Genomic DNA, 26,121 nt, shown 5'->3' on the forward strand with positions numbered 1-26,121 from the left:
GACGAGCGCGCCTGTTTAGCCCGGCGGGTCATCCCCGCAAGGGACTTCCCTGGTAGCTTCGCTGGGCCCGAATCTGTGGCACGTCGCGGGGTGCTCAGCAGCGCTGCCTAGCAAGCCCCTAAGAAGTGCTCGGAGCCGTGCGGGACGGAACGTGGATAAAGCGTAGGCTCCCCACTTGGCGTAGCGAAGCTGGCGCTTATCGTCCTCGTTTCCTGCCGGAACGAATTTCAGCCCGGCGGCTACCGCTTCATCCACAAACGATTTGCGGATTCCGAACGCAATCGGATTGATCCATTGCGCACCGAGATCCTTGGCCTCCTGGATCGCCCGGTGGAACGGCAAACAGTCGTAGTTTGCAATCCAAGTGGGCCGATGGATCGTGCAAGCGACCAACACGCGGCGGTGGAAGGAGCCGACAATCACTTCGGGGAGTTGGAAACGATCGACTAACTCAGCAAGTTCGAGAAACTCACCTCGTTCGAGCGGCTGTTTGACGTCGAGATACAATGCAGCTCGCCGTCCGACCGCCTCGAGAATTGCCGATATGGGGTCTACGCGTGGCAGCTCGCGCAACCGGTACTTCCAAGGGGGCAAGCCGAGGAAGTGAATGTCGGGCCAATGGAGGGCGACGAAGTGTCCATCCTTGGTCTTGACGACGTCGACCTCGACGATGTCGGCCCCTTCTGCAAGTGCGCGGGAAACGGCACGTGCCGTGTTTTCAAACGTTCCGGGAGCACGACAACCGCGATGACCAATGATTTTCGGTAGCTCCCCAGGGTTTGAGGCCCCGTCGCCCGCTGGCGTGTTTGGACCTCCATCCAGTGTGTATCTGAATTTTGTTGCGTTCGGCACGTCGGCAGTATGCGCGCGTGGAATCCCACGGGATGTTGGCAGTGTGGCACGAAGCTTGAGAGCGCGGTAGCGGAACACGATAGCAAAAAGGAGGATGGAGCAATGGTGAACCGTTTTCTGGTAGGTGCGGCATTGGGACTGGGGCTGCTCGTCGTAGCGCCTCATGCGTGGGCAGTAGGGAAGGGCCCTTGCGCGAGTGACATCGAGAAGTTTTGCCAAAATGTGAAGCCGGGCAAGGGCCGTTACCGGGCGTGCCTGAAGTCCCACGACTCGGAGTTGTCGGAAGCCTGCAAAAAGCATTTGGAGCACGCTGGAAAGCACATGCGCCGCCATAAGCGTTAGCTCACGGAGCTGCGGGAAGTCGTGCGGGCGAGGAACCGTCTTCCTTGCCCGCAACGGCGGTTCCAATTTCCATGTGGCCGGTTTGGTCAGGTGAATGCGGAGGGGGAGGGATTCGAACCCTCGAACCCTTTCGGGTTGCCGGTTTTCAAGACCGGTGGTTTCAACCGCTCACCCACCCCTCCATCGACGATCAACGTGGAGTCGTAGCTAGCGTCTGCTCCGCCTCGATGCACGCAGGCACGGCCTGCAACCCACTCACCGTCCTCACCGTGGGAGATGAGGCGTCGCTGCCTTCTCGCGCCCGCGTCGATGGATCCGGTTCCGGGTGTAACCAGAGGGCGCGAATCCCAGCGGCGAGAGCTCCGACGATATCCTCTTCGTAGGTATCGCCCACAAACCACGAGTCCTCGGCCTTCGCACCGAGGCTTTGGAGAGCGGAGAGGAAGATAGACGGGTGCGGCTTCCGACGTCCGAACGCCGCGGAAATCACGACGGCGTCAAACGCCGACCGCAGGCCGTGCCGTTCTAGGGTTCGGTACGCTGCCGGAGCATGATCGAAATTGGAAACAAGACCGAGCCGATAGCCTCGGCGTCGTAGCTCCGAGAGGACAGCCGACGCGCAGGGGTCGACCGCTGTACCGCTCACCAGATGAGCCATGTGAGTCTCGGCAAGTTCGTGTGCGATCACTTGTTGCCGAGGCCCCTCCACACCAAGCCGACGAAGTGCCCTTCGGAAGCGCTCCACCGAGGGCACTTCCCAGTAGTCCGGCGCCCGCGAACCAACAATTTCTCGAGTCGTGGCCGACAGCGCTTCTAGGAAGGACTCGAAGGGGCAACCCGGCAACTGCTCGGCCACCGCTTCTGCAAGCCATCGCATGGCCCTTCGCCACCGTTCTTGTCCGGCCTCCAGCGAAGTCACCTCAGCCGAGAAGTGAACGAGGGTGCCGAAGAGATCGAACAAGACAGCCTGGGTCACTGCGCCTTGCTACCAGCGGAGCTGACGCGACACGATCCCCACAAGTACCAGCCCGCCTGACAAGACCAACAGGTTCAGGATGACTGCCGAGCGGTGGAGTTGGCGAAATTGGGCGCGCTCAGGAGACTCGGCCGGTGCCGAGATCAGTTTGCCTCTCAGGGCTGAGGCCCGCGGGTGAATCACAGTTCCGGCGAGCAAGGTGCATGCAAGCATTCCTCCAGCGATCATACTTGCCCATCGCCACCCCGCTTCTTTACCACCGACCAACCACGGGAGTATGAAGGTCAAAGCTCCGCACACGTAGCCAATCGCATAATACGTGGGGAAAATGCGCGACACGACCTCTCCGGCCGTCGCCTGTGGCAGTGTTCGAAAAACCGCTGGTGCGACCACGAAAGAGTGGAAAATCAGTGTTCCCACCCAAATGGCTAATGCGAGCAGGTAAAGGCCGGAGAGGATTCTCAGCATAGGGTACTTCCGAAGCGCTTAGTGAAGGACGCGCACCCCCGCGCCTGCTTCCGGAAGCGGTTTGCGGCCGGCGAATCCCTCATCCGGTAGGTGGTAGTACCCCACCTCACGCTCTCCGAACTGCCAGCAGAGCAAAACCTCTTGCCCGTCCAACTCAGCGGGAAAGTCAACGAGCCCGAGGTCGAGCCCTTTGACCTCTCCCCCTAAGTTTGCCACTTGCCGGAAGGCTTCTTCGATTGCTTGTAAACTGGCGCCGACTTCCGGCTTTTCCCGAAGCAACAAGGCAGCGTCGACCGCGTGGGGGTTTAGGCCGAGTCGGCCGGCAATGTCCATGGCCGCGCGGTGGACTAGGTGCGCGTGGTGCAACAACTTCCGCATCACGACTTCGAGGGTCGGAATGAGCTCGTTTACTTGTGCTGCGGTAAAGCGGCGTGGTGTCACGTCCCCACACTGTTTTCACGCTCCCGAAGTGTCGTCAAGGGGCCGCAAGGGAGCAGTCCGCTGTGGCTCCAAGTTCTGGGAACGCCGCTTGTCAGCTACCAGATGCGGTATTAGTTTCGGCGCATGACTTTGGAAGACGAAAGAGAAGAATCGAAAAAACAACGGTACGTTGGCTTTGAAGCGGATCTTGGAGAAGTCAGCATTCCCGAGGAACTGCCAATTTTGCCGCTCCGCGGTGTCGTCATCTTTCCCGCGGCCATCGTTCCGTTACTAATTTCACGTGCTTCCTCGCTACGACTGATTGAAGAGGCGCTAACCGGCGATCGCCTGATCGGCTTGGTCAGCCAGAAAAATCCTGAGGAAGAAAGCCCGACGACCGAAGGCCTGTTCTCTCGCGGGACGGCGGGGCGCATCTTGAAGATGCTCAAGTACCCGGACGGGAGTGTGCGCATTCTGGTTCAGGGGTTGCGGCGGATCGAAATTGTGGAGTTCGTGCAGGCGGCTCCGTACTTCCGGGCGCGTGTACGGCAGCTCTCCGACGTGAAGCCGGAATCGCCTGCACTCGCGGCAATTCAGGCCCAGCTCGTCAATCAATTTTCCAAGTACGTTTCCATGATCCCCTATCTGCCGGACGAGCTCCAGGTGGTCGTCAATAACATCCGCGATCCGGGGAAGGTTACGGATCTCATCGCTTCAAACTTGAACGTTGCCCTCGAGGAAAAGCAGGAGCTTCTCAGCACGCTCGATGTGAAGCAGCGCATGGAGCGCCTGCTCATGATTCTGAAACGCGAGATCGAGCTGCTGGAGCTTGGCCATAAGATTCAAGCGCAGGTACAGTCGGAGCTCACGAAGAACCAGAAAGAGTTCTACCTCCGGCAGCAGATGCGGGCGATCCAAAAGGAGTTGGGTGAATCCGATCCGCGTGCGGCTGAGATTGAGGAACTGCGAAAAAAAATGGAGGAGGCCAAGCTACCTCCGGAGGCCCGGAAGGCTGCCGAGCAAGAGCTCGAGCGCCTGAAGATCATTCCCCCCGAATCGGCCGAGCACACGGTTGTGCGGACCTACCTTGAGTGGCTGGTGAATTTGCCGTGGTCGGTATCGACCGAGGACAACCTAGATATCGCTCATGCACGACAGGTGCTGGATGAGGACCACTACGACCTCGAGAAAATCAAGGACCGCATCCTGGAGTTCTTGGCGGTGCGCAAGCTGAAACAGGACTCGAAGGGACCAATCCTTTGCTTTGTCGGACCCCCGGGAACGGGAAAGACCTCGCTCGGACGTTCGATTGCCCGAGCCCTAGGCCGTAAATTCGTTCGCCTGTCTCTAGGTGGGGTGCGGGACGAAGCCGAAATTCGCGGGCACCGGCGCACCTATATCGGTGCGCTGCCGGGGCGGATTATTCAGAGCATCCGCAACGCCGGTTCCAATAACCCGCTCTTGATGCTCGATGAGATTGACAAGCTCGGGGCAGACTTTCGCGGGGATCCGGCGTCTGCGCTGCTCGAAGTCCTCGACCCTGAGCAAAACAACTCATTTGTCGACCATTACCTGGACGTGCCCTTCGATCTCTCGCGCGTCATGTTCGTGACCACGGCGAATTTGCTCGACCCGATTCCTGCCCCGTTGCGGGATCGAATGGAGGTGATCGAGCTTGCTGGGTACACGGAAGAGGAAAAGCTCGTCATCGCGCGGCGGCATCTGATTCCCAAGCAAATGCGGGAGAACGGCCTCCAGGAAGGACAGATCTCGTTTACCGACGAAGGGATTCTCCACATCATTCGCTACTATACGCGTGAGGCAGGGCTGCGGAATCTCGAGCGCGAGATTGGCAGCATTTGTCGCAAGGTGGCCCGGGCGATCACGGAAGGGCGCACCGAGCCAGTCACCGTTGATCCCGCAAAAGTCCGCGAAATGTTGGGGCCCGAACGATTCTTCTCCGAAGTCGCGGATCGTACGCAAGAGCCCGGCGTGGCAGTGGGCCTCGCTTGGACGCCGAATGGTGGCGACATCATCTTCATCGAATCGACCAAGATGGTCGGGAAGAAGAACCTCATCCTCACGGGCCAGCTTGGTGAGGTGATGAAGGAGTCGGCACAGGCGGCCTTGAGCTACATCCGAGCCCATGCGTCGAGCTTGGGCATCGCCCCGGATTTCTTTGAAAACTTGGACATCCACATCCACGTTCCGGCGGGCGCTGTGCCGAAGGATGGCCCCTCTGCAGGAATTGCGCTGGCCACTTCGCTGGCGTCGTTGCTGACCGGTCGCTTGGTCCGCCACGATGTGGCGATGACCGGCGAAATCACCCTGCGCGGGAAGGTGTTGCCCGTGGGTGGGATCAAGGAGAAGGTTCTCGGGGCCCGGCGCGCGGGCATCAAGACGGTGATTTTGCCGAAGCGTAACGAAAAGGACTTGGAGGAAGTCCCCGAGGCAGTGCGGAAGGAGATGAATTTCATCTTCGTGGAAACCATCGATGAAGTTCTGCGGGTCGCCCTGGAACCCGCCTCAGCCGCTCAGAAGCGGGCGGCGGCCCTGTAAGCACGCCGTGCAGGTCTGCAACTGAGCTCGCGGATCCTGGTCTTCAGGGCCGATGTTCGTCTTAATGGCGGCAGCCGAGGTTGCGCCCTTCGCCCGCACTGGCGGTCTGGGTGACGTATTGGGGGCGCTGCCACGGTTTTTAAAGCGGTGCGGCGTGGATGTGGCCGTGGTCCTTCCTGGCTACCGCTGCACCCGGGTGCCGCAGTTCGGGTGGGAGGGAACGGACTTCGAAGTCCAAGCTCCAGTGTCGTCGCGCTTTGTCCGAGCGCCGGTTCTCCGAACAACCATGGGAGACGAGGTCCCCGTGTATGCGATTGCAGCGGATGAGTATTTCGACCGTCCCGCATTGTACGGTGAAGGTGGAAAACCGTATCCCGACAACGCGGAACGTTTTGCCTTTTTTAGCCGCGCTGTGTTGGACTTGGCCGGAACACTCGGAATCCCGGACGTGATCCACGTCCATGATTGGCATGCAGCGCTTGCATCCGCGTTCCTCCGCGCGGATGCTGCCCGTTACCCATGGTCGCAGCAAGTGCGAACCGTGCTCACCATCCACAACCTCGCGTACCAAGGCAGTTTCTGGGCGCATGACTGGTACATCCTAAACCTCGATCCACGCTTTTTTAGTTTCGATGCGCTCGAAGCCTGGGGCAACATCAACTACTTGAAGGGCGGTATCTCGTTCGCCGATTGGATCACAACCGTGAGCCCTACATATGCTCGGGAAATCCAAACCCCAGAGTATGGCTGTGGTTTGGATGGCACCTTGCGCTATCGAGCCGAGCGGCTGACCGGGATTTTGAACGGCGTCGACTACGACGAATGGGATCCGGCCACAGATCCGAACCTCCCCGCGAACTTTTCCCTCAAGGATTTAAGAGGCAAAGCTGGATGTAAGGCTCATCTGCAGCAGCGGCTTGGACTGCCCGTGAATCCCCACCAACCCCTGATTGGAGTAGTTTCGCGATTGGTGGCAGAGAAGGGCATGGCTCTGCTTGCAGATACGATGCCCGCGTTGCTCGAAACGGGCGTACAGCTTGTTCTCCTCGGCCAGGGGGATGTGACTTTGGAGAGACGATGGCAGGAGATCGGCCAGCGGTACAAGGGAGCCGTCAGCGTCAACCTAGCGTTTGATGAACGGCTGGCGAGGCAGATTTATGGTGGAACGGACATCTTTCTCATGCCATCGCAGTTCGAGCCCTGTGGGTTGTCGCAAATGTATGCCATGAGGTACGGGAGCATTCCTGTGGTTCACGCGACGGGTGGGCTCCTCGATTCGGTCATCGATGTCCAGGTGGATCCTGAACACGCTACAGGATTCCACTTCAGTCCGTTTACTTCTGCCGCCCTAGTGAGTGCAGTCGACCGGGCATTGCAGTGGTATGCGCAGCCGCCGCTCTGGCGTGCTTTGGTGGAGCGCGCCATGCGCGCCGACTTTTCATGGGGTCGTGCGGCCGCCGCTTACCAGAACGTTTACGCCAACGCGCGCACGTCAGACCCATTTTGGCCGCTTGCTTCCCACTAGTTGAAGTATGGGTGCGAGGAGCCTTTCACTGGTGAGACGAGAAAAGCGACAGCACGCGCGTTTTGGTGTCGTTGCGTCTTGGTTTCTTGCGTGCTTTGCTTAGCCCCCTCCTTAGAACCGCGTCGCCACGCGGCGACATCGTGCGAACAAGGAACAAGGAGTGGGAGCGATGCGAAGAAAGAATGTGTGGATGTTGAGGCCGAGCCTTGTTGGTACCTCAGTGACTTTGGTTTTTGCCCTGGGTTTCTTGTTGCAATGTTCCGCTTATGCGGGGGACCAGGTGTCGGAAGCAGCAATGAAGGAGGCCAAGGAGATTTGGCAAACCCGCTGCAGCACGTGCCATGGGCCGAACGGAAAGGGAGATGGGCCCGCAGGGATGGCTCTGAACCCGAAGCCTCAAGACTTAACTTCGGATCAATGGCAAAAGTCCGTGACCGACGAGCACATCGAGAAAGTCATTGTGGGTGGGGGCCAGGCCGTGGGGAAAAGTCCGTTAATGGCGGCGAATCCCGACCTTGCAGGCAAGCCAGAAGTGGTCCGCGCCCTGACCAAGCTTGTTCGGGATCTCAAAGGAAAGTAACGGTTCGCCGCTCGGGCGCGCGGAGCAGGGTTCGCTGGTTCTCGTTCGCCAGGCGCGGGCCACGGTGCTCTGCTTCGTTGTGGGCGCCCTTTACAGCCAGCATCGGCCTTAACAATGTACGCGATGGTTGTTCGCCACTACGGGGAGTCGGTAATCCTCGAGAGAGTAGAGTTGCCGGACCCCGAGGTGGCGCCGGGGTGTGTGTTGATCGACGTGAAGGCGATTGGCTGTAACTTCGCCGACACGCTTATTGTGGAGGGCAAATATCAGTTGAAACCATCCCCGCCGTTTTCGCCCGGCAGCGAAGTAGCCGGAATCGTGCGAACGGTTGGCGAGGGTGTGCGAAACCTGCACCCGGGGCAGCGCGTGATGGCGCTGCTCGATTGGGGTGGGTATGCCAGTGTGGTGCGTGTTCCGGCGGGATTTGTTGTCCCCATCCCCGATTCCATGCCCTTCGAGATTGGTGCCGCGTTTGGTGTGGCGTATCAAACCGCCTATCTAGCACTCACGCGGCGGGCTGCGTTACGGCCACGGGAGACGTTGCTGGTCCACGCTGCAGCAGGTGGAGTAGGCCTGGCTGCAGTGCAAGTGGGACGCGCTTTGGGTGCTCGCGTGTTGGGAACTGCTGGAACTGCAGAGAAATGCGAGCTCGCCAAGCGGCACGGCGCGGAGGCATGCTTTTCATCTGTCTCGCACGATTGGGTCGACAGTGTGAAGGCGGCAACGAATGAACGTGGTGCAGACGTGATTTACGATCCGGTCGGCGGCGACACATTCGACAGGTCGTTGAAGTGTATTGCGTGGTGCGGCCGTTTGCTCGTGATCGGCTTTGCCTCGGGGAGAATCCCCACAGTGGCGGCGAATCGCATCTTACTCAAAAACATCTCCGTGATCGGGCTCAACCTCGGGGCGTACAAACAGTACGAGCCGGAGACTTTGATTCAGTCTCTGCAAGAGCTCTTTGGCCTGTTTGAGCGCGGTTTATTACGCCCGGAAATCTCAGCGCAGATCTCGCTCGAGCGAGCGAACGAGGCATTGGCATCTCTTCGCCAGGGTAAGACCGTGGGCAAGATCGTGCTGGTTCCCTAAGGGGGGACTCCCCGCGGCTCAACGTCCGGTTCGTTTGGCAGCTGCCCGCTGCTGTTCGGCTAGAAGCCGCTGGGTAACCCGCACGGGCAGGCCAGGTCCTTGCTCGAGGCTGCGAAGTTCAAACGGCAACTCCGTCAGGCTGCGCAGAGCACGTTCTCGAGCATCCTTTGTGTCGGTAGACGGCTGCAGCCGACGGCCGGCTTTCATCACGGGCTGCAAAAGCGGACGAGCGTTGGGCGTAGGCGGATCTTCATCGGCGAGAGCAATCCAATCTTCGAGGTACACGCCATCTTCTCTTGCAACTCTCCACACCTGCTTACTCCCCGGTAAAGTGGCTTTTCCGGGACTGGTCTTGACCTTGGCTTTCTTCTCATGGTCGGCAACGACTTCAACGAGCTTGTACACTCCACCCAGGCTTGGCGCATCTGCGGAGGTGGATAACCGGGTCCCGACCCCGAATGCATCCACGGGTGCCCCGTGACGAACAATCTCCGCAATCCGATACTCGTCGAGGTCACCGCTAGCGAAGATGCGCGTGGCTGTGAGCCCGCCGCTATCGAGGACGCGGCGGACTTCACGACTCAACAGTTCAAGATCGCCGCTGTCGAGTCTAACGGCCTGGGGTTTGAGCCCGGCAGCGACAATTTTCTTTGCCGCTTCCACCGTGTCGTACGTATCGATCAGCAACGTCGCCGTGGCTGGGAACAGGTGCATGTACTGTTGAAATGCCGTGAGTTCGTCGTCGAAGGACATCACCCAGGAGTGGGCGATTGTGCCATACGTCGGTACACCGAATCTTAGACCCGCCTCCACGTTAGATGTGCCGATGCAGCCGCCGATGTAGGCCGCTCGGGCGGCGTACATGGCTGCTTCACTGCCGTGGGCGCGGCGCGAGCCGAATTCAATCACCGGACGCCCCTCCGCGGCTGTAACCACGCGCGCCGCCTTGGAGGCGATCATCGTTTGGAAATTGATGGTGGTTAGTAGGAAGGTTTCGACAAGTTGGGCCTGTACTATCGGTGCCGTTACCCGCAAGAGTGGCTCTGGAGCAAAGGCTACAGTGCCTTCCGGCATCGCCCATACTTCTCCCTCGAACCGAAACGCACGGAGGTATTCGAAAAAGGGCTCGGGAACCGAACGAAACGTGGGGTGTTGGCGAAGGTAATCGATGTCTTCGGCCGAGAACTGGAGCTCTTCGAGGTATTCGAGTGCCTGTTCAACACCTGCAACGAGTAAAAAGCGCCGATGGGGCGGGAGTTCGCGAACAAAGAGCTCGAAGGTGGCGATGCTGCGGATATCGTTGCAAAAGTAGGCCGCGGCCATGGTGAGTTCGTACAAGTCCGTGGCGAGGGCTAAGGATCGCGGCTTCATGTTAGGGCCTTGAGCCGGTACGCGAAGGTGTTTTCAGAAGCGAGCATTACGAGCGGCACGCTGGGATCACTTCTTTGGCAAACAGCTCCAAACTTTCTCGTTGATTTAGGTCACCGAAGAGCCCGATGAAAAACGTCACTCCTTGCTGCTCTCGTTGCCGGAAAATTTCCACCAGTTGCTCCGGCGTACCCCGGTAGGCCCGATCTAAGTCCCAAACGGAACCTAGCAGGGCTCGTGCAGCGGTGGTCTTTTCTTCCACTTCGGCCGGAGTCTTGCCAGTAATGAACACACACTGCTCCGAAATCTCGATCTCCTCGAATGGCCGCCCCACGGCTTCGCAATGGCGGCGCAAAACGGCGAGCTTTTGCGGTAGTTGAGCGGCAACATTGTTTGGGCAGTTCCAGATATTGGCATGTTCGGCCACAACGCGAAGGAGGCGCCTCTCTCCGGCACCGCCAATGAGAATCGGTGGGTGTGGTTGCTGCTTCGGTTTAGGCCGGTTTACCGCTTCCGCGACGCTGTAGTACTTTCCCTGGAAAGTGGCACGGTCTTGGGTGAACAGTCGCTTGATCACGTGGATCGCTTCTTCCAGTTGCTCAATGCGCACCCGCGCGGGCGGGAAAGGGTAGCCATAAGCGTGGTACTCCTCCTCCATCCATCCCGCTCCAATTCCAAGGACAAAACGCCCACCGCTCACCTGGTCGAGCGAGCTTGCCATCTTCGCCAAAAAGGCAGGGTTTCGGTACGAATTGCAGAGCACCAAAGTGCCAATGCGAATCCGTTCGGTGATGCTGGCGGCGGCAGACATGAGTGTCCACGCCTCCAAGTGGTCGAGGTCGGGCAAGCCTCGCATCCACATATGATCGACAAACCAAACCGAGTCGAAACCCAACCGGTCGGCGGTAACGACGCGCTCGCGAATCCCCTCCCAGGTTTGGCCAACTTGCGGCAGGAATAAGCCGAATCGAAGTGGCTTCATCTTCCCTCCTCCGGAGCAAGGCCTAGTACGTGAAACGGACCAATCCGACAACCTTGCGTGCAGTGAACTTTGCTCCTAGCGTTTTCGCTGCGTGATCCGTAGCTCGCCGATGCTACCTTAGGACCATCGTCCTGTCACCACTCGTGGGGGCAAGCTATCGGGGCACAGACGGTCCGAGCGCGGTAACAAGTCACAAGGGGCTGATCCGATGGGCCTGCCCCATCTCACGAGACCGTCGTGACCGTTACCGCAACGCACGCAGCAGTTCGGCAGCCTAGTTCATCCGTTCGAACAGGAGTTCTAGATTCTTGTTTCTAGAACCTTTATTCGCGTGCGCGTGCGTTTGGTGAAGAAAGAATCTTCAGGGTCGGGAGCGCGGGCCGAGGCGAGGGCACGCACGCGTGAGCGTCTATTTGCTGTAGCCCGCCGCGTCTTTGCCGAGAAAGGGTTGGCGGCAACCAATCTTCGCACCGATATTTTGGAGCCGTCGGGAGTTTCCGTCGGTTCCTTTTACCATCAGTTCCGGGACAAGACGGAGCTCTTCCTGGCAATCCTAGCCGAGCACGAAGAGTCGTTCCGCAAACTCCTTCGGGCAGTGCACGCGTTAGCCGCGCGGCGCCCGGCGCAAGAAGTCGCTTGGCAGTCGTTTGCTGCAGTCTTGGACATGGTCGAAGAGCACGAAGACCTCCTGCGCATGATGGCCCGCGAGCGAGAAAGCCATGACGTGCGGGTGCGCGCCTACCTACGGCGTAACGATCGAGCGTGGATAGAGAGTTTGGCCGAGGACTACCTGCGAAACAATTTAATCCCGTCGAAGAATCACGTTTTGGCCAGCCGCATGGCCGAGTTGGTCCTAACGTTCACTTGGGGAGCGGTGCTCCGGTACTCCAGTTGGACCCCGGAAGAACGACAACGGCGCCGCGTAGACTGGATCGATGACCTCGTGGCCTTTTGCCTCGGGGGTATGGCGGCTCTTCTCGGCCAGGCGCACACTTACGAATCAGAGCCACAATCGGACATTGAGGAGGTTTGAGCGATGCAATTTGGTATCTTCTACGAGCACCAGTTGCCGCGCCCTTGGGGCGAGGACGACGAACACCGGCTGTTGCAAGAAGCGCTGGAGCAGGTCGAACTCGCAGACCGGCTCGGGATCGACTACGCGTGGGAAGTGGAGCACCATTTTCTCGAGGAGTACTCGCACTCCTCGGCTCCCGAAGTGTTCCTCGCCGCTTGTAGCCAACGGACCAAGCGGATTCGCCTCGGCCACGGCATTGTGTTGATGCCGCCGAACTACAATCATCCAGCGAGAGTTGCCGAGCGGATTGCAACGCTCGACCTCGTGAGCAACGGCCGAGTGGATTGGGGCACCGGCGAGTCCAGCTCCCGCATTGAGTTAGAAGGGTTCAACATCGACTACATGCAGAAGCGCGACATGTGGCTGGAGGCGGTTCGCGAGGCGGCAAAGATGATGGTGGCTGAGCCCTACCCCGGATACCAAGGCCAGTATTTTACCATGCCGCACCGCAACGTGGTGCCGAAGCCCCTGCAGAAACCTCACCCTCCGCTTTGGCTGGCTTGCTCAAACCGGGAGACGATTCGGTTGGCAGCGCGCTTGGGAATGGGTGCGCTTACCTTTGCCTTTGTGGACCCAAGCGAGGCGAAATACTGGGTCGATGAGTACTACAACACCTTCAAACAGGAGTGCGAGCCGATCGGTCAGGCAGTGAACCCGAATGTCGCGATGGTGACCGGCTTTATGTGCCACGAAAGCAGCGAGGTCGCCTTGGCGCGCGGCATGGAAGGGTTTCGATTCTTTGGGTACGCGCTCATGCATTACTACATCACCGGCACTCACGTCCCTGGGCGTTTCAACATCTGGGAGGACTTTAAGAAGAACTCCACGCCCGATACCTGGGGCGGTCCGACAGGAGGCATTGGCAATCCTGATGAAGTTCGTGCCAATCTCGAGAAGTTCGAGGAGATGGGCGTGGATCAGGTGATTTTCATCCAACAAGGTGGCCGCAATCGTCACGAGCACATTTGCGAGTCGCTCGAACTGTTTGCTGCCCGTGTCCTGCCGGACTTCAAAGAGCGGCATGAGCAGCGAGCCAAGCGCAAGGCGGAGGAGCTTGCGCCTTACATCGCACGGGCGATGGAAAAGGTGCCGCCCATTGCGAAACTCGACCCAGTACCGCCGGTCGAATCCTACCCAGTCCTGCTGCAAAAGCTCGGTGTGGAAGTCACCGACGCCACGATCGGCAAGAAACTTGCGAATTCGGTGACGGGCGCTGTTTCGTGATGCGCTGCTCTAAGCCAGGCGTGCGGAAGCACACGGGTAGGGTAGGTCGGCGCTGGCACCGGAACGAAGTGTGGAAACGAACTGTTCGTGCACGGGCGAGGGCCGTCGTATCTCGTTCGGGTGCCGAACTCCTGTACCGAGGCCTTAGGCTCCTGTTTAGGCCTGACCCCATCCCGTAAATCACTGATCGAGGCTTAAAAATCGGGCTGCTTACGAAGAGGACGCCCGATGGCCATTTTCTGGCGCGCGGCTACATCCCGCAGCGCGCGGCGAACTTCAGCAGCAAACTCCGCATTTGGAGCGCTGCGCAGTGCATCCATGAAGTGCTGATAGGCGAGCGCGGGTTCGTCGAGATCGTAGAGAAGAACACGGCCCGCACCCAAATGCGCGGCTGCAACCGCCGGATCCGTAGGATGCTGGCGGATCAATCGCAGATACACCGCAAGCGCAGAACGAGGCGAGCCGTGCATCCGCAACCACTCGGCAAGGTCCAGCAAGTCTTCGGGGTCGATGCCCCTGACGGGCGCCTTGGGATCCAGGCTCAAGTAAAGGCGAGCCGCCTCCTCCATTCGACCGGCTTGTAAAGCGGCGCGCACTGCTTGGGCATCCGCGCGTGACATTTGGACCCGCGGAAGTTCCTTTCGCGTGGCCACTTGCAGCTCCCGGCGGTCGATCCACCAGGCTCCGAGCAGACCGGCAAAAAAACCTCCGATGTGGGCGCCAAAGGCGACTCCGCTACCTTCCGAACCGAACGTGAACAAGAAAGGCAAAATGTTATCCAGCACGAGATAGAATCCAAGCACCAGTCGTGCAGGCAAAAACACAACCCGCATGAAAAACGGAAATAACACCAACAACAGCCGCACTTGGTTGTACGGGAACCAACGGAAGTAAAAGCCGAGCACCCCGGAAATCGCCCCCGAGGCACCGATGAGCGGAATCTCAGATGAGGAGAAAATCACCGCATGAAACAACGTCGCCGCGGCTCCCGTCGCCAGGTACCAGCCTAAGAAGCGCAAGCGGCCGAGTCGGTGCTCCACATTGTCGCCGTAAATCCACAAGAAGAGCATGTTTCCGAACAAGTGGAGAAAACCGGCATGGAGGAACATGGAGGAAAAGAGGTCGACGAGTTCGGGCGACGCGGGACGAAATCCGTGCTCGAAGATGAACAGGTCGTATTGGGAAACATGCTGCAGGATTTGCCGCACCGGTAACTTGTGACTGAACTGCCGCTGCAGAACGTCGAGGTATTCTTGCAACCTCGGATCTGCCCAATTTGCCGGAACGCCGCTCAGCGGTACCGTAATGAGAATGTAAACGGCCACATTCGCGGCGATGATGGCATACGTCATCCAGGGGATGCCGCGCGGGTTGGGCGCGTCGCTCAGCGGTAGGATCATGTCCGATGCCCCCGGTGTCCGGCCGCGTTAGCTTCCTGTGAAATTCGGGCTGCGGCGTTCCAGAAAGGCAGCGACGCCCTCGCGAAAATCATTGGTCGTGAAGCACGCGACCATCTCGCGATCAGCCTTGGACACTGCCGTGGCGAGGTCGCCAAATTGGTCTTGCCAGAGTTGTTGTTTCATAATCCGAAGCGACCGGGGCGAGCACTGCATGGCCAGTTCGTGCGCCAGGGCAAACACTTGTGTGAGGAATACATCGTGGGGAAATACCCGACTGACTAACCCAATGGCTAGTGCCTCGTCGGCGTCGATAAAGCGGCCTGTAAACAGCAAGTCGACCGCGCGTGCATGACCCACGATGCGTGGGAGCAGCCATGCCGAGCCGTGTTCCGCGATGAGCCCCCTCCGCGCGAACAAATACGAAATGCGCGCTGCCGAGGAGGCGACCCGCAGGTCGTAAAATAGCGGGTAGGTGGCACCGAGCCCGGCAGCCACTCCGTTAATGGCGCCGATCACGGGCTTGGTGAGCCCCATGGGATACGTGTACTCCCCACGCAGTAACGGCGGCAGGCTGGGATCAAACTCTACCGCGAGCTCGGGTGGCGTCGTTTCCGGCGAGGCCGCACCCGACTGCACTTCGCGCAAAAAGTCCATGTCCGCGCCCGCACAGTAGCCGCGGCCAGCGCCAGTCACGACAATGACCCGCACCTTCGGGTCGTTCTCGGCACGCCACATGGCATGGCGAACCTCGAAGCCCATGCGCAGGGTCCATGCGTTGAGCTTGTCCGGCCGATTTAACGTGATGGTCGCCACTGGTCCTTCTACCGCATACAGAATTTGCTCGTATGGCATTTGGCTACTCCCGCGCTCGGCGCTAGCGCGCGCACACAGCTCAAGCAACCACCCCGCTCGGAGGGGCAGGAGTCGTACGGTCGGCAGGGCGAAAGCGGGGTGCGGCCGTCGAGGCAAAAATCACCATCCGCGCAGATCCACAGGCCAGGACTCGATAACACGCTCCCCGTCAGTCACCAACATCCGCTCGTGGTAAGCCACCGTTGGGTCAACGTGCGCGGGCCAGACCTTGATTTTTTCTCCTACCGCCACCCGACGTGTGGGAACAAAGGTGACATGCTCGTCGGAGCAGAATAATACTTGGGCATCGTCGATGGCAGGATTCCCGTGGTCCATGCCAAGGGATTTGAGCCCGCAGTCGGCCACTGCATAGTGGTCGCTCACGGAAATGACCGTCGCCCACACGAACAGAGCTTGGCGAAACGGTAGGCCGAGTTTTGCGTACTGCGTGTCCATCAACGCATAAGAACCTGCTTGAATTTCTGTGGCCCACTGGTTCAGGTCGAAGGTGCCCGTTCCGCCGGCGGATACGATGTCGCCGCCAACCTCGCGGTGTGCAGCCAGAAGAAGCTTCATCGCCGCCGCACACAACGACTCCCGCAATGCGCGATCGTCGATGCCGACGGCGTGGCCCTCGTACCCCATCACACCCACGACTTCCAACCCCGCACGCCGAGCCTCCTCGGCTAGTGCTCCCGCACGCTCGGGCGCACAACCGCAGCGCGGTAGGCCGACGTTGACATCGATAATCACGCGGCGGATCCCTGCCTTGGCGGCAGCAGCAATGGTGGCCGACGAGTCCACCGCCACGATAACGGGCCAATACCTCAGCCTCGCTAAGCGCTCCACATCGAGCACTTCGTTCGCAAGCAAAAGATCCTCCCCTAAACCCGCCAGAGCCAGCCCTTCCGCCTCGCGAACCGTGGCACAGCAGAAGGCAGGATGGCCGTGGCGTTGTTGTAACTTGGCCAGCGCCGTACACTTGTGCGCTTTCACATGCGGCCGCAAACGCTGGCCCGGGAGGCGTTCAGCCATGGTCCGCAGGTTGTGTTCTAAGGCGGCCGCGTCGATGACCAGCGCCGGCGTGGCGACGTCGTGCAGATACATCGTGGTCACGAAGGGTTTGTTTTCTCCAGCGCCTCAGCAAAGGGGGTATCGAGGTCCACGCCGGTCGTTTCGAGAACACGCGCGAGCATGGCGTAAAACCCAACAACCAGGCAGAGCTCCACAATTTGCCGCGGAGAAAAGTTCGCCACGAGGCGGTGCCACAGCTCGTCATCAATGCGAGGAGCTGCAAGCAGGGCCTTCGTTACTGCCAGAACCAGCAACTCGGTTTCTGAAAATGCAGCAGGGCTCAGCTCGCCTCGCTCGATCGCACGCACTTGTTCCTGCGGCACACCGACGATTCGCGCGAGCGCCTCATGCTGCGCCCACTCGTAAGCGCAGCCGCACTCCCGCGCGACCGTCAAAATCACCAGCTCTCGCAAGCGGGGGGCGAGCTCGAGTTCGTTCAATAACGCCGTCCCTAGCCGCAGCCACGGGCGAAAGCAGGACGTCGCGTGCGCGAGCATGCGAAAGACGTTGAGTTGCACGGGAAGTTGCGCCAGGGTGGTTCGGACATCTTCGGGAAGTTCTTCGATTTTCGGATACGGGAGCCGCGCCATGCGAGTATCCTCCGTGTGGTTTTTGTCGTCCCGGGCCGCACGCTTTTCTGCGGAACGAGCCTGTAAAGCGAGCCTTACTGAACCTTGTATCCGTAAAGCCAGCGGGCAAGGGTGCGGCCGATATTCCGTACCGTGTGCCGCGTGCGGGCGGGGATCAGGATTTCTTCGCCAACTTGCGGGCGAAAGGTCTGGCCTCCGAACTCGAGTTCGATCTGTCCCTCGATGGGCATCACGAGCTCTTCCGTTGCGTGCAGAAAGTCGCGCCACTCTTGGCCAGGCGCATCGATCCACACGTCGCAACTGAAACCACGCTCAGCCCAGCGACGCCGAACCTGCTCGATGTCGACACTCGTGGTTGCCATGGGAGTTCCGGCTCCTCAAACGCGCTGCGCGCGGGTAAGGTTGTCGACCCGGGCGAAATATTCCGCCAATCGAGGGTGGCGCGCCAAGGTCGCGGCACCGAGTCGGGAATCGGCAATGCACTCCGCTTGGCAAACGATGGCAATGTCCGCGAGGGTGAGATTGTTTCCAACGACAAATCCGGTGGACTCTTGCAAGGCCTCAATCGCTGTGAACAAGCGTTCCACGTCCTGAGCAAGCTGCCCCTGGGATTTACGACCCACCCCTTGGGTCGACGTGACCTGGCGGAAGTTTTCGCGAATCAGCGGCGCCATCGTCGAGCGCATTTCCTCGGGGATGCCGGCAGCCAGCTTGGCAAAGGTGTGCTCGAAGTCCTCCTCGCCGAAGCGCAGGCACATCTCGTAAAAGTACAGCGACTCGTCTGCCCAATCTTCCAGCGCCAATACGAGCGCCCGTTCTCGAGGATCTTGGGGGATGAGCCGCGGCTCAGGAACCCGCTCCTCGACAGCCAAAGCGATGTCGGTGGAGTCGGCGATGACCTCTCCGTCCCACTCGATGAATGGCAGTTTGCCAGTGGGGTTGCGTTCTTGGATGCGCGGCACCTCCGCCAACGGCCACTCGTAGATATCGAAGGGAACGTTTTTGTAAGCGAGGACCCGCCGCACCTTGTCGCAAAACGGCGAAATGGCAAACTGGTACAAGGTCACGTTCGGCATCGTCTCCTCTCCTCGCTCGGTGTCACACCGTGCCACATTGCGCGGCCTCGTGGGCGCGGTGGAACAAAAACTCTGCAGCTTGCCCAAAGGTTCGGAACCGTTCGTCTTTCGTCTGCCCCACGTGGTAACGGTAGTAAATCTGTTGCAGGACGACCGCCATCTTGAAGAGCCCGAACACGTAGTAGTAGGGCACGTTGCTCACGTCCACATTATGCCGCTTGCCGTAGCGCACCACAGCTTCGGCGCGTGTCATGAACCCTGGCGTATTCGAAGGCATTCCAACCGGCCCTCCTAACGTGCCCGCCGGCGCCTCTCGCTCTTCGATCCAAGCTGTGAGAAGCGTCCCAAGGTCGCAAAGCGGGTCGCCGACCGTACACATGTCCCAGTCGAAAACCGCCACACATCGGCCTGGATCGTCATCCGCCAACATCATGTTGTCGAGCCTCCAGTCGTTGTGCAGCAGGGTAGGGCGAGGCGAAGCTGGCATATGCTCGCGTAGCCAGCGATGCAATTCTCCGGCGAGCGGAACTTCGCTGGTTTTGGCGCGCTCGAAGCGAGCCATCCAGCCGTCCACCTGCCGCAAAAGGAAGCCCTCGGGTTTACCGATTTTGTCGAGACCCACGCTGGCTGGGTCCACCGCGTGCAGATCGGCTAGGGCATCGATGAGAACTTCGCTGATCTTGCGGTTTGCCACGGGATCTCTCCCGCCTCCCCACTTCTCCGGAATCACGCGCCGCACCACCGTACCGTAACGACGCTCCATGACAAAAAACGGCGCCCCAATCACGCTGCTGTCGTCACAAAAGAGGAATGCGCGGGGCGCTAACGGGTAGGCTTGGTACAGCACGGATAAGCAGCGGTACTCGCGAGCCATGTCGTGCGAGCCCGGGGCGACCGGCCCGAGGGGCGGTCGCCTGAGCACGTACTCCACACTCGGGTAGCGAAGGAGGTAGGTGAGATTGGCATGGCCGCCCGCGAACTGCACGATCTCGAGCGGGCCGTCGGAGCCAGGCAATTTGCCGCGGAGATACGCAGCAAGTCGCTCGTGATCGAAGTCCTCGTCGGGCCGGATGGGAATGGTTTCGGGTGGATCGACAAGCTTTGTGTCCGTCATGCTGTGTGTTTCCTCGTTGTCGCCTTTAGATTCAAGCGGTGCTGCGGCCCTTCATGGCGTAAATGCGCTGGATGTCAATCTGCAGGAGCACCGTGCGCCGTGGTTGGCCGCTCGCACCAGGGCGGCTCTCGCGTTCGCTACCGGGAACGACCGCCGCCCGGCCGTACACGATGGCCACCGCACCGTCAGCGCCCCACGTCGTCAAGGCTACGCGCGGGTTGTGGTCTAAATCGCGCCGGCGCTGTGCGTCGACGTAAATCGTCGAGTACAAGATGCCATTGACGAATTCAGCGTGCACGGGAGCGATGTGCGGTGCCCCGTGCGCGCCAGTGGTGGCCATCGCCTTGAGGCGGCAATTGTTCCAGAATTCCACAAATTCGCGGGCATTCATCTGTCGCTCGGCACGACCGAACGTTTCCCGCAAGGCTTTCCCGGCTCGCGACAAGCTCGACTGCAACAGCCGATCGATCGGTTCCAAAAGAGAGTCGGGCCAGTAGCGAGGGTTGCGTTCCTCCTCGGTTGCTCCGCGAAGAATCGGTTGCTTTTGCATCGATTGTGTACCCATACGAGCGCGCTCCTCACTGCACGGAATGTATCCATGTAGCACCAACTCACCGCGTTGCCCGAGGGGGCACCGTTCTCAGCGCTTCCGAGCCGGCTGTGGGCAAATCGGGAGTGAATTGCCGGGCCCTATGGAGCCGCCAGCGCCGGCTCCCTTCAGCACACCGGAGTCGCCGAATCGGCTATTGCTGCTGCTGTGTCACGGAGAGAATGCTCGTCTCTCACCCAAGACATTGCGATTGTTCCATCTGGCGGTCGCCGCCAGACACGGGCACCTGGCTGTGGGCGGCCGGAGAGACTGGCGCACTCGCCGGCTAGTACTCACCATCAGCGGCAGCGGGATAATGGGCACGCCATGTTTCCGGTGCCGCCGCGGGGAATGTTCGCCAAGAGCCGGCTTCTATCCACGATGCCCAATGCCCCACGCGGGAGGGTCGCCAGTTGTCCGCCTCGAGGTGATAGCTGTCGAAGTGGTTTGTTCCTTCCTCCACCTTGCGTTTTCTTGCTTTGCGGCTCAGCGGTATGGTCGGCTGCAGGACCTCGCCAGAGCACGGCGGCAGCGAGTGATTTGCCGCCTGTCGTAGGCGCCAAAACGTTTCTTTCAAAGCGCAACGATCCGTTCGGGCCTGTCACCAGAATCGGGGTTTGGCCATTATGATCAGGGAAGCGAGAGACAAAACGGTTGCCAGGATGCCGGCGAAATACCATCGATGCAGAACTTGGAAGAACGCTTCCGGTAGTTGTTCTCTAGGTGCAGCAGCGCTCGACGGTAACTGAATGAGCTGGTTTTGATACCTCAACAACAACCGTATCCATACCATAACCCAAGAGCGTGAACGCTCCCAAGGCAAGAGAAACCCGACTGGTGTTCAACAAGCCCGCCCCAGCTATGCATGGCCATGATAAGCCCGTTGGCAACGAGCAACAGCACACCCGGACCGGTGAAGAACACATCTGCCTAATTCACAGCTTTTGAGGCAAAGTGCGGGGTCCGCTTTTTTTGTTCCGTTCAGCGAGAACCATCCATACGCCAGTAACAATCGCGTTCCCTAATAAGAAGATCACTGATCCAAAGACATGGAGCAGTTTGTGCCATTGGTAAGGCAAGAACAAAGGGTAGCCGGCAAAACCCAGCGTCGTGAGAACCACGCGCATGACTGCAATCTCAGCAAGCAACGCTTTCGTGCTTGGATGCATCGGGTCTCCCGCTGTGTCGTGCGGAGTTTGAAATCACTTGTCGGCTAATGACTTGCTCCTGCGCCGCGCAGGCTTTTTTGCGCAGCGCCTCGACGTGCAGGTTCGAGCGCAGTCACTGGACTTTGATTGGATCTATGTCACGCCCGTCGAGGTTGTCGATCTTGGTAAGGCGATTTCCGGAAGCCGGCATAGTCTCCGAGCAGATGCAAAAACTCTTCCGCGCAATACAATGCGAAGATCAGTTTTTTGAGCCCAGCGGTCGGCGGGTACGGAGCGGATTTCGAGCTCGGTGTTGTTAGTTGTCTTCACGTTGTAGACGCCAGGCGCTTGCTCCACGTCCGCTCCCGCTTCCAAAGATCAGGTTATCTTGCTCAGCCTCGTGTGAGGCACTCAAGAGCGCAGAATCCTCCACCCTGCATCTTGGAGCTCCTGCATCGACTCGATCGAGAGCTCCTCGGCCGGATCGGCTCTGTGGTTTGGATCGAGCCAAGACATCCCGCCGGCCCGTATAGGCGGCTCTGCTCGCGCACCAAGGCGGTCGGTAGCGTGCTGACCCTTTGCAACAGATGATCCTGCGCGGCATCCACCGGCTGCGCCGACTTTTAGCAATCCTCTGGGCGTCCAGCTCCGTTCCCCCGCTTTGAACCTCTCGATTCGCAGCCCGTCGCCTGGTCTTGCGTGGCATTGGACTGCAGCGAGATGCCGTGCGGCGCCGCGTGGTCGAGCTGGGTTAACGCGGTGGGAGCAGAAACCGACAGCTCCTGCACGAAGAATTGCGTGGCGGGATCGCAGAGGGCGCCCCCGGCAGGCGGTGCGGATGTCGTGATTTGGGGTGGTGTCTTCTCGGCCACTCCCTGCGGCCGTTCGTGGCGGGTGGCGTACTTGCTCAGACGCCGAGGCAACGTGCAATTTGCTTTACCGAGAGCGGGCAGACTTGATAGCATGCTGCCACGATGGTGATGACGTGGAGGTGGCGCAGGTGGAACTGGAGCGTGCCGTTCAAGAATTTATCCGTGCACTCAGGGTCGAGCGCAATGCGTCTCCGCACACGGTCAGGGCGTACGACGCGGACCTGCAGCAGTTTCTAACCTTCATGCAAGGGATGCTGGCCCGTGCGGGAAAGGGAGTCGAGGTGCGGGAGGTGACCCGCGAGCATGTACGGGGCTTTTTAGCCGCGCTTCTGGAGCAGCACCGCAAAAGCTCGGTGGCACGCAAGCTTTCCTCGGTGCGCGCGTTCTTCCGCTTCGCGCGGGCGCAGCGGTGGCTCGATCACGATCCCGTGGCCGCGGTGCAGGCCCCGCGCAAGGAGCAACAACTCCCGAATCACTTGACCGTGGACGATGCCTTTCGGTTGCTCGACGCGGTTGCGGGTGACGAGCCCATCCGCCTGCGTGATGCCGCAATGTTGGAAGTGCTGTATTCCTGCGGCTTGCGCGTGAGCGAACTCGTGAGCCTGGATTGGGAGGATCTCGATTCGAACCTCCAACTGCTCCGCGTGCGGGGCAAGGGCGCGAAGGAACGGCTTGTGCCCATTGGCCAAAAGGCGCTTGCCGCCCTGTGGCGCTATCGCGAGCACATCCCTAAGCTTTGCCGTCGCGGTGTGAAGGACGCACGTGCAGTGTTCCTCAACCGCTCCGGCCGGCGGATTACCACGCGCTCGGTGGCGCGGCGCCTGGATTACTACGTGCGAGCTGCGGGTCTGCTGACCAAAGTCAGCCCGCACGCGATCCGCCACAGCTTCGCAACCCACTTGCTCAACGCCGGAGCAGATTTGCGCGCGATCCAGGAGCTCCTTGGCCATGCAAGCCTTTCGACGACGCAACGTTACACGCATGTGAACTTGGATTACTTGATGCAAGTGTACGACAAAGCACACCCGCGAGCGGGAAAGGGCTAAGCGAAACAGGAGGAGAAGCGCATGCAGCACTTCCACGGCACAACGATTCTGGCACTCCGACACCGCGGCGTGACCGTTATGGCCGGCGACGGGCAAGTGAGTCTCGGTCCCACAGTGGTCAAGGCGCAGGCCCGCAAAGTTCGCCGCTTATACCGCGACTCGATCCTTGCCGGTTTTGCCGGAGCGACAGCCGACGCCTTCACCTTGTTCGAACGCTTCGAGCGGCAACTCGATCAGTTCCAAGGGAATCTGCGGCGCGCCGCAGTGGAGCTGGCTAAAGACTGGCGCACCGATAGGCTCTTGCGCCGCTTGGAAGCATTACTCCTAGTGGCCGATCGGGAGAGTTTGTTGATGCTCTCGGGTAGCGGCGATGTGATCGAGCCTGACGAGCCCGTGGTTGGCATAGGCTCTGGCGGTAACTACGCTGTAGCTGCCGCGCGGGCGCTCATGCGCCACAGCCAACTGGACGCTGCCGAGATCGCCCGCGAAGCCATGCGCATTGCGGCTAGCATTTGCGTGTACACGAACGACAACGTTGTGTTGGAGCAGCTTTGAAGACTGCCTCTGTGGCATTGCGCTGCGGGGAGCGCGTGGTACCAAATGAAAGCCATGAGTTTCATGACGCCGCGGGAAATCGTTTCTGAGCTCGACCGCTACATCGTCGGGCAGCGCAAAGCCAAGCGGGCGGTAGCGGTAGCGCTGCGGAACCGCTGGCGGCGCTTGCAGGTGCCGGAAGAGCTGCGGGATGAAATCACTCCGAAGAATATCATTATGATTGGCCCCACGGGAGTGGGCAAAACCGAAATTTCCCGCCGCTTGGCTAAGCTCGCTCAGGCCCCGTTTATTAAGGTCGAAGCTTCGAAGTTTACCGAGGTCGGCTATGTCGGGCGGGACGTGGAATCGATCATCCGCGATTTAACCGACCTGGCGGTGAAGATGGTCAAAGACGAAGAGGAGGAAAAGGTTCGCATCCGGGCCGAGGAGCTCGCTGAAGAGCGTATTCTGGATTTGCTCCTGCCCGGTTCGCGCGACGACGAAGCACAGCAAGCGACGCGCGAGAAATTTCGCAAGATGCTGCGCAGCGGCCAGCTCGACGACCGCGTGGTCGAGATCGAAGTCACTAAGTCCGCTTTTCCGATGGTCGAAGTCTTCGCGCCGCAGGGCATGGAGGGGATGGAATCTCAGTTGAAGGAGCTGTTTTCTTCGGTGGCCCCGAAGCAGACGACCAAGGAGCGGATGCGTATCGACGATGCCCTCGACTACCTCACAAACGAAGAGGCGAGCAAGCTCATCGACATGGAGTGGGTCACGAAGGAGGCGATTCGCCGTGTAGAGGAAACCGGCATCGTTTTCATTGACGAAATCGACAAGATTGCTGGCCGCGAAACCGGTGGCGCGCCCGATGTATCGCGCCAAGGTGTGCAGCGCGATTTGTTACCGCTCATCGAAGGAAGCACGGTGAGCACCAAGTACGGAATGGTGCGCACCGACCACATTTTGTTTATCGCCTCCGGGGCCTTTCATATCGCGAAGCCGTCGGACCTCATTCCGGAGTTTCAAGGGCGTTTCCCGATTCGCGTCGAGCTCGACCCGCTGACGAAAGAGGACTTTGTGCGCATCCTCACCGAGCCGCAAAATGCCCTGCTCAAGCAATACGTTGCCTTGCTGGCCACGGAGAATGTCCGCCTGTCGTTTACCCCGGACGCGGTTGAGGAAATCGCCGCCATTGCTGCGGAGGTCAATCGCTCGACGGAAGATATCGGAGCGCGCCGCTTGCACACGGTTGTGGAGCGCTTGTTGGAGAATTTGTCGTTCGATGCTCCGGAAATGAGCGGGCGCGAGGTGGTGATCGATGCCGCCTATGTGCGGGAAATGCTGGGGGAGATTGTGAAGAATGAGGATCTGTCGCGCTACATCCTCTGACAGAGCGTGATCATGGCTGAGCGTGCGGATACGGTAAAAGAATTGGTCGCGCGAGCCGAAGTTTTGCTGGAGGCACTCCCGTACATTCGCCGCTATGCGGGCTCCACGATGGTGGTGAAGTATGGTGGGCACGCGATGACGGAGGAGAGCCTCCGCCAGAGCTTCGCGCAGGATATCGTGCTGCTGAAGTACATTGGGATTAACCCGGTGGTGGTCCACGGAGGCGGCCCGCAAATCAACCGCGTGCTCGACATGTTGGGGATCGAGCCGCAGTTCGTCCGCGGCATGCGCGTTACCGATGCGCAAACCATGGACGTGGTAGAAATGGTCCTCGGCAAAATTACCAACGAGATTGTCACCTTGATCCAACAACACGGTGGCCGGGCCGTGGGGTTGAGCGGGAAGGACGGAAACCTCATCCGTGCTCGAAAGCTGAGAGTGACCACGGAGGAAAGCGGCCGGCGGACCAAAGTGGATATTGGCCTCGTTGGCGAGGTGAGTGCGGTAAACCCGACGGTCATCGAAGCTTTAGACCGTGCCGACTTCATCCCCGTGATTGCCCCCATCGGGGTCGGGGACCAAGGGGAAAGCTACAACATCAATGCGGACCTTGTCGCTGGAGAACTGGCTGCCGCACTCCAAGCGGAGAAACTGATTCTCCTCACTGACGTCGAGGGAATTCGCGACGCCGCTGGGGAGCTGATCTCGACGGTCGATGTGGAGCGAGCGCAGGAACTCATTCGCACGAAGGTGATCGACGGCGGTATGATTCCCAAGGTCGAGTGCTGCATTGACGCTTTGCGCCGGGGCACGAAGAAGACGCACATCATCGACGGGCGGGTGCGCCACGCCGTCTTGCTGGAAATTTTCACCGACGCCGGCGTTGGGACCGAGGTGGTGTTGCGACAAGATGCGGCCGCTTCGATTGCACGGCGACGGCCGGCTCGCTAACGGCTTGGTCCTACGCGATTCGATTG

General features: G+C 59.8%; 25 protein-coding genes and 1 tRNA gene. 10 read left to right on the top strand and 16 right to left on the bottom strand.

The window, feature by feature from the left end; all coding sequences use genetic code 11:
• Positions 1-15: 15 nt before the first annotated feature.
• The 5 genes from N3C12_09620 to N3C12_09640 all read right to left on the bottom strand — a co-directional run bounded on the left by N3C12_09620 (position 16) and on the right by N3C12_09640 (position 3,079).
• A complete protein-coding gene (locus N3C12_09620; GenBank protein ID MCX8072695.1) occupies positions 16-852 on the bottom strand; it encodes a glycerophosphodiester phosphodiesterase in 837 nt (278 codons plus the stop codon).
• A 439-nt stretch (positions 853-1,291) separates the two neighbouring features.
• Positions 1,292-1,376: transfer RNA gene (locus N3C12_09625), tRNA-Ser, on the bottom strand.
• Positions 1,377-1,384: 8 nt separating this feature from the next.
• Positions 1,385-2,170, bottom strand: coding sequence for an HAD family hydrolase (locus N3C12_09630; protein ID MCX8072696.1), 786 nt, complete (start codon positions 2,168-2,170; stop codon positions 1,385-1,387).
• A 9-nt stretch (positions 2,171-2,179) separates the two neighbouring features.
• Positions 2,180-2,638, bottom strand: a complete 459-nt coding sequence (locus N3C12_09635) for a DUF4149 domain-containing protein (protein ID MCX8072697.1) — start codon at positions 2,636-2,638, stop codon at positions 2,180-2,182.
• 18 nt (positions 2,639-2,656) lie between these two features.
• Positions 2,657-3,079, bottom strand: a complete 423-nt coding sequence (locus N3C12_09640; GenBank protein MCX8072698.1) for a DUF2203 domain-containing protein — start codon at positions 3,077-3,079, stop codon at positions 2,657-2,659.
• A gap of 123 nt (positions 3,080-3,202) precedes the next feature.
• Here N3C12_09640 and lon point away from each other — a divergent pair, with 123 nt between their 5' ends.
• The 4 genes from lon to N3C12_09660 all read left to right on the top strand — a co-directional run bounded on the left by lon (position 3,203) and on the right by N3C12_09660 (position 8,811).
• Entirely contained in the window at positions 3,203-5,617 is a 2,415-nt protein-coding gene (lon, locus tag N3C12_09645) for an endopeptidase La (GenBank protein ID MCX8072699.1), read from the top strand.
• A gap of 64 nt (positions 5,618-5,681) precedes the next feature.
• A complete protein-coding gene (glgA, locus tag N3C12_09650) occupies positions 5,682-7,142 on the top strand; it encodes a glycogen synthase GlgA (GenBank protein MCX8072700.1) in 1,461 nt (486 codons plus the stop codon).
• Positions 7,143-7,311: 169 nt separating this feature from the next.
• Positions 7,312-7,722, top strand: coding sequence for a c-type cytochrome (locus tag N3C12_09655; GenBank protein MCX8072701.1), 411 nt, complete (start codon positions 7,312-7,314; stop codon positions 7,720-7,722).
• 114 nt (positions 7,723-7,836) lie between these two features.
• Positions 7,837-8,811 carry an NADPH:quinone oxidoreductase family protein gene (locus N3C12_09660; protein ID MCX8072702.1) on the top strand — a complete coding sequence of 325 codons (975 nt, stop codon included), beginning with the start codon at positions 7,837-7,839 and terminating at the stop codon, positions 8,809-8,811.
• A gap of 18 nt (positions 8,812-8,829) precedes the next feature.
• On the opposite strand, the gene N3C12_09665 is transcribed toward N3C12_09660, so the two are convergent.
• Together N3C12_09665 and N3C12_09670 are read right to left on the bottom strand one after the other, a co-directional pair.
• Entirely contained in the window at positions 8,830-10,182 is a 1,353-nt protein-coding gene (locus tag N3C12_09665; protein MCX8072703.1) for a nicotinate phosphoribosyltransferase, read from the bottom strand.
• A gap of 46 nt (positions 10,183-10,228) precedes the next feature.
• Positions 10,229-11,161, bottom strand: a complete 933-nt coding sequence (locus N3C12_09670) for a TIGR03560 family F420-dependent LLM class oxidoreductase (protein ID MCX8072704.1) — start codon at positions 11,159-11,161, stop codon at positions 10,229-10,231.
• 331 nt (positions 11,162-11,492) lie between these two features.
• On the opposite strand from N3C12_09670, the gene N3C12_09675 reads away from it, so the two are divergent.
• Positions 11,493-12,194 carry a TetR/AcrR family transcriptional regulator gene (locus tag N3C12_09675; protein ID MCX8072705.1) on the top strand — a complete coding sequence of 234 codons (702 nt, stop codon included), beginning with the start codon at positions 11,493-11,495 and terminating at the stop codon, positions 12,192-12,194.
• Positions 12,195-12,197: 3 nt separating this feature from the next.
• Positions 12,198-13,460, top strand: a complete 1,263-nt coding sequence (locus N3C12_09680) for an LLM class flavin-dependent oxidoreductase (GenBank protein ID MCX8072706.1) — start codon at positions 12,198-12,200, stop codon at positions 13,458-13,460.
• Between the two features lie 194 nt (positions 13,461-13,654).
• Here N3C12_09680 and N3C12_09685 read toward each other — a convergent pair whose 3' ends face one another.
• The 9 genes from N3C12_09685 to N3C12_09725 all read right to left on the bottom strand — a co-directional run bounded on the left by N3C12_09685 (position 13,655) and on the right by N3C12_09725 (position 21,324).
• Entirely contained in the window at positions 13,655-14,860 is a 1,206-nt protein-coding gene (locus tag N3C12_09685) for a rhomboid family intramembrane serine protease (protein ID MCX8072707.1), read from the bottom strand.
• A gap of 27 nt (positions 14,861-14,887) precedes the next feature.
• The gene (locus tag N3C12_09690; GenBank protein MCX8072708.1) at positions 14,888-15,712 is read right to left on the bottom strand and encodes an enoyl-CoA hydratase-related protein; all 825 of its coding nucleotides are present in this window, start codon (positions 15,710-15,712) and stop codon (positions 14,888-14,890) included.
• A 120-nt stretch (positions 15,713-15,832) separates the two neighbouring features.
• On the bottom strand, positions 15,833-16,819 hold the full coding sequence (locus N3C12_09695) for an alanine racemase (protein MCX8072709.1): 987 nt from the start codon (positions 16,817-16,819) through the stop codon (positions 15,833-15,835).
• Positions 16,820-16,824: 5 nt separating this feature from the next.
• Positions 16,825-17,376, bottom strand: coding sequence for a carboxymuconolactone decarboxylase family protein (locus N3C12_09700; protein ID MCX8072710.1), 552 nt, complete (start codon positions 17,374-17,376; stop codon positions 16,825-16,827).
• A gap of 74 nt (positions 17,377-17,450) precedes the next feature.
• Positions 17,451-17,738 (bottom strand): cupin domain-containing protein, encoded by a 288-nt coding sequence (locus tag N3C12_09705; GenBank protein ID MCX8072711.1) that lies wholly within the window; start codon positions 17,736-17,738, stop codon positions 17,451-17,453.
• 15 nt (positions 17,739-17,753) lie between these two features.
• On the bottom strand, positions 17,754-18,452 hold the full coding sequence (locus tag N3C12_09710; protein MCX8072712.1) for a glutathione S-transferase family protein: 699 nt from the start codon (positions 18,450-18,452) through the stop codon (positions 17,754-17,756).
• A gap of 22 nt (positions 18,453-18,474) precedes the next feature.
• On the bottom strand, positions 18,475-19,566 hold the full coding sequence (locus N3C12_09715) for a phosphotransferase family protein (GenBank protein ID MCX8072713.1): 1,092 nt from the start codon (positions 19,564-19,566) through the stop codon (positions 18,475-18,477).
• Positions 19,567-19,597: 31 nt separating this feature from the next.
• A complete protein-coding gene (locus N3C12_09720) occupies positions 19,598-20,131 on the bottom strand; it encodes a pyridoxamine 5'-phosphate oxidase family protein (protein MCX8072714.1) in 534 nt (177 codons plus the stop codon).
• 959 nt (positions 20,132-21,090) lie between these two features.
• The gene (locus N3C12_09725; protein ID MCX8072715.1) at positions 21,091-21,324 is read right to left on the bottom strand and encodes a hypothetical protein; all 234 of its coding nucleotides are present in this window, start codon (positions 21,322-21,324) and stop codon (positions 21,091-21,093) included.
• 979 nt (positions 21,325-22,303) lie between these two features.
• Between N3C12_09725 and xerC the strand changes: the two genes are divergently transcribed.
• The 4 genes from xerC to argB are packed head-to-tail and all read left to right on the top strand — an operon-like array spanning position 22,304 to position 26,095.
• Positions 22,304-23,221: a tyrosine recombinase XerC gene (xerC, locus tag N3C12_09730; GenBank protein MCX8072716.1), complete on the top strand. Its 918-nt coding sequence runs from the start codon at positions 22,304-22,306 to the stop codon at positions 23,219-23,221.
• A gap of 21 nt (positions 23,222-23,242) precedes the next feature.
• On the top strand, positions 23,243-23,776 hold the full coding sequence (hslV, locus tag N3C12_09735) for an ATP-dependent protease subunit HslV (protein ID MCX8072717.1): 534 nt from the start codon (positions 23,243-23,245) through the stop codon (positions 23,774-23,776).
• Positions 23,777-23,830: 54 nt separating this feature from the next.
• On the top strand, positions 23,831-25,144 hold the full coding sequence (gene hslU, locus N3C12_09740; GenBank protein ID MCX8072718.1) for an ATP-dependent protease ATPase subunit HslU: 1,314 nt from the start codon (positions 23,831-23,833) through the stop codon (positions 25,142-25,144).
• 12 nt (positions 25,145-25,156) lie between these two features.
• A complete protein-coding gene (gene argB / locus N3C12_09745) occupies positions 25,157-26,095 on the top strand; it encodes an acetylglutamate kinase (GenBank protein ID MCX8072719.1) in 939 nt (312 codons plus the stop codon).
• The last annotated feature ends 26 nt before the right edge of the window (positions 26,096-26,121 follow it).

It is taken from the genome of Candidatus Binatia bacterium (genome assembly GCA_026415395.1).
Lineage (GTDB): Bacteria > Desulfobacterota > Binatia > HRBIN30 > HRBIN30 > HRBIN30.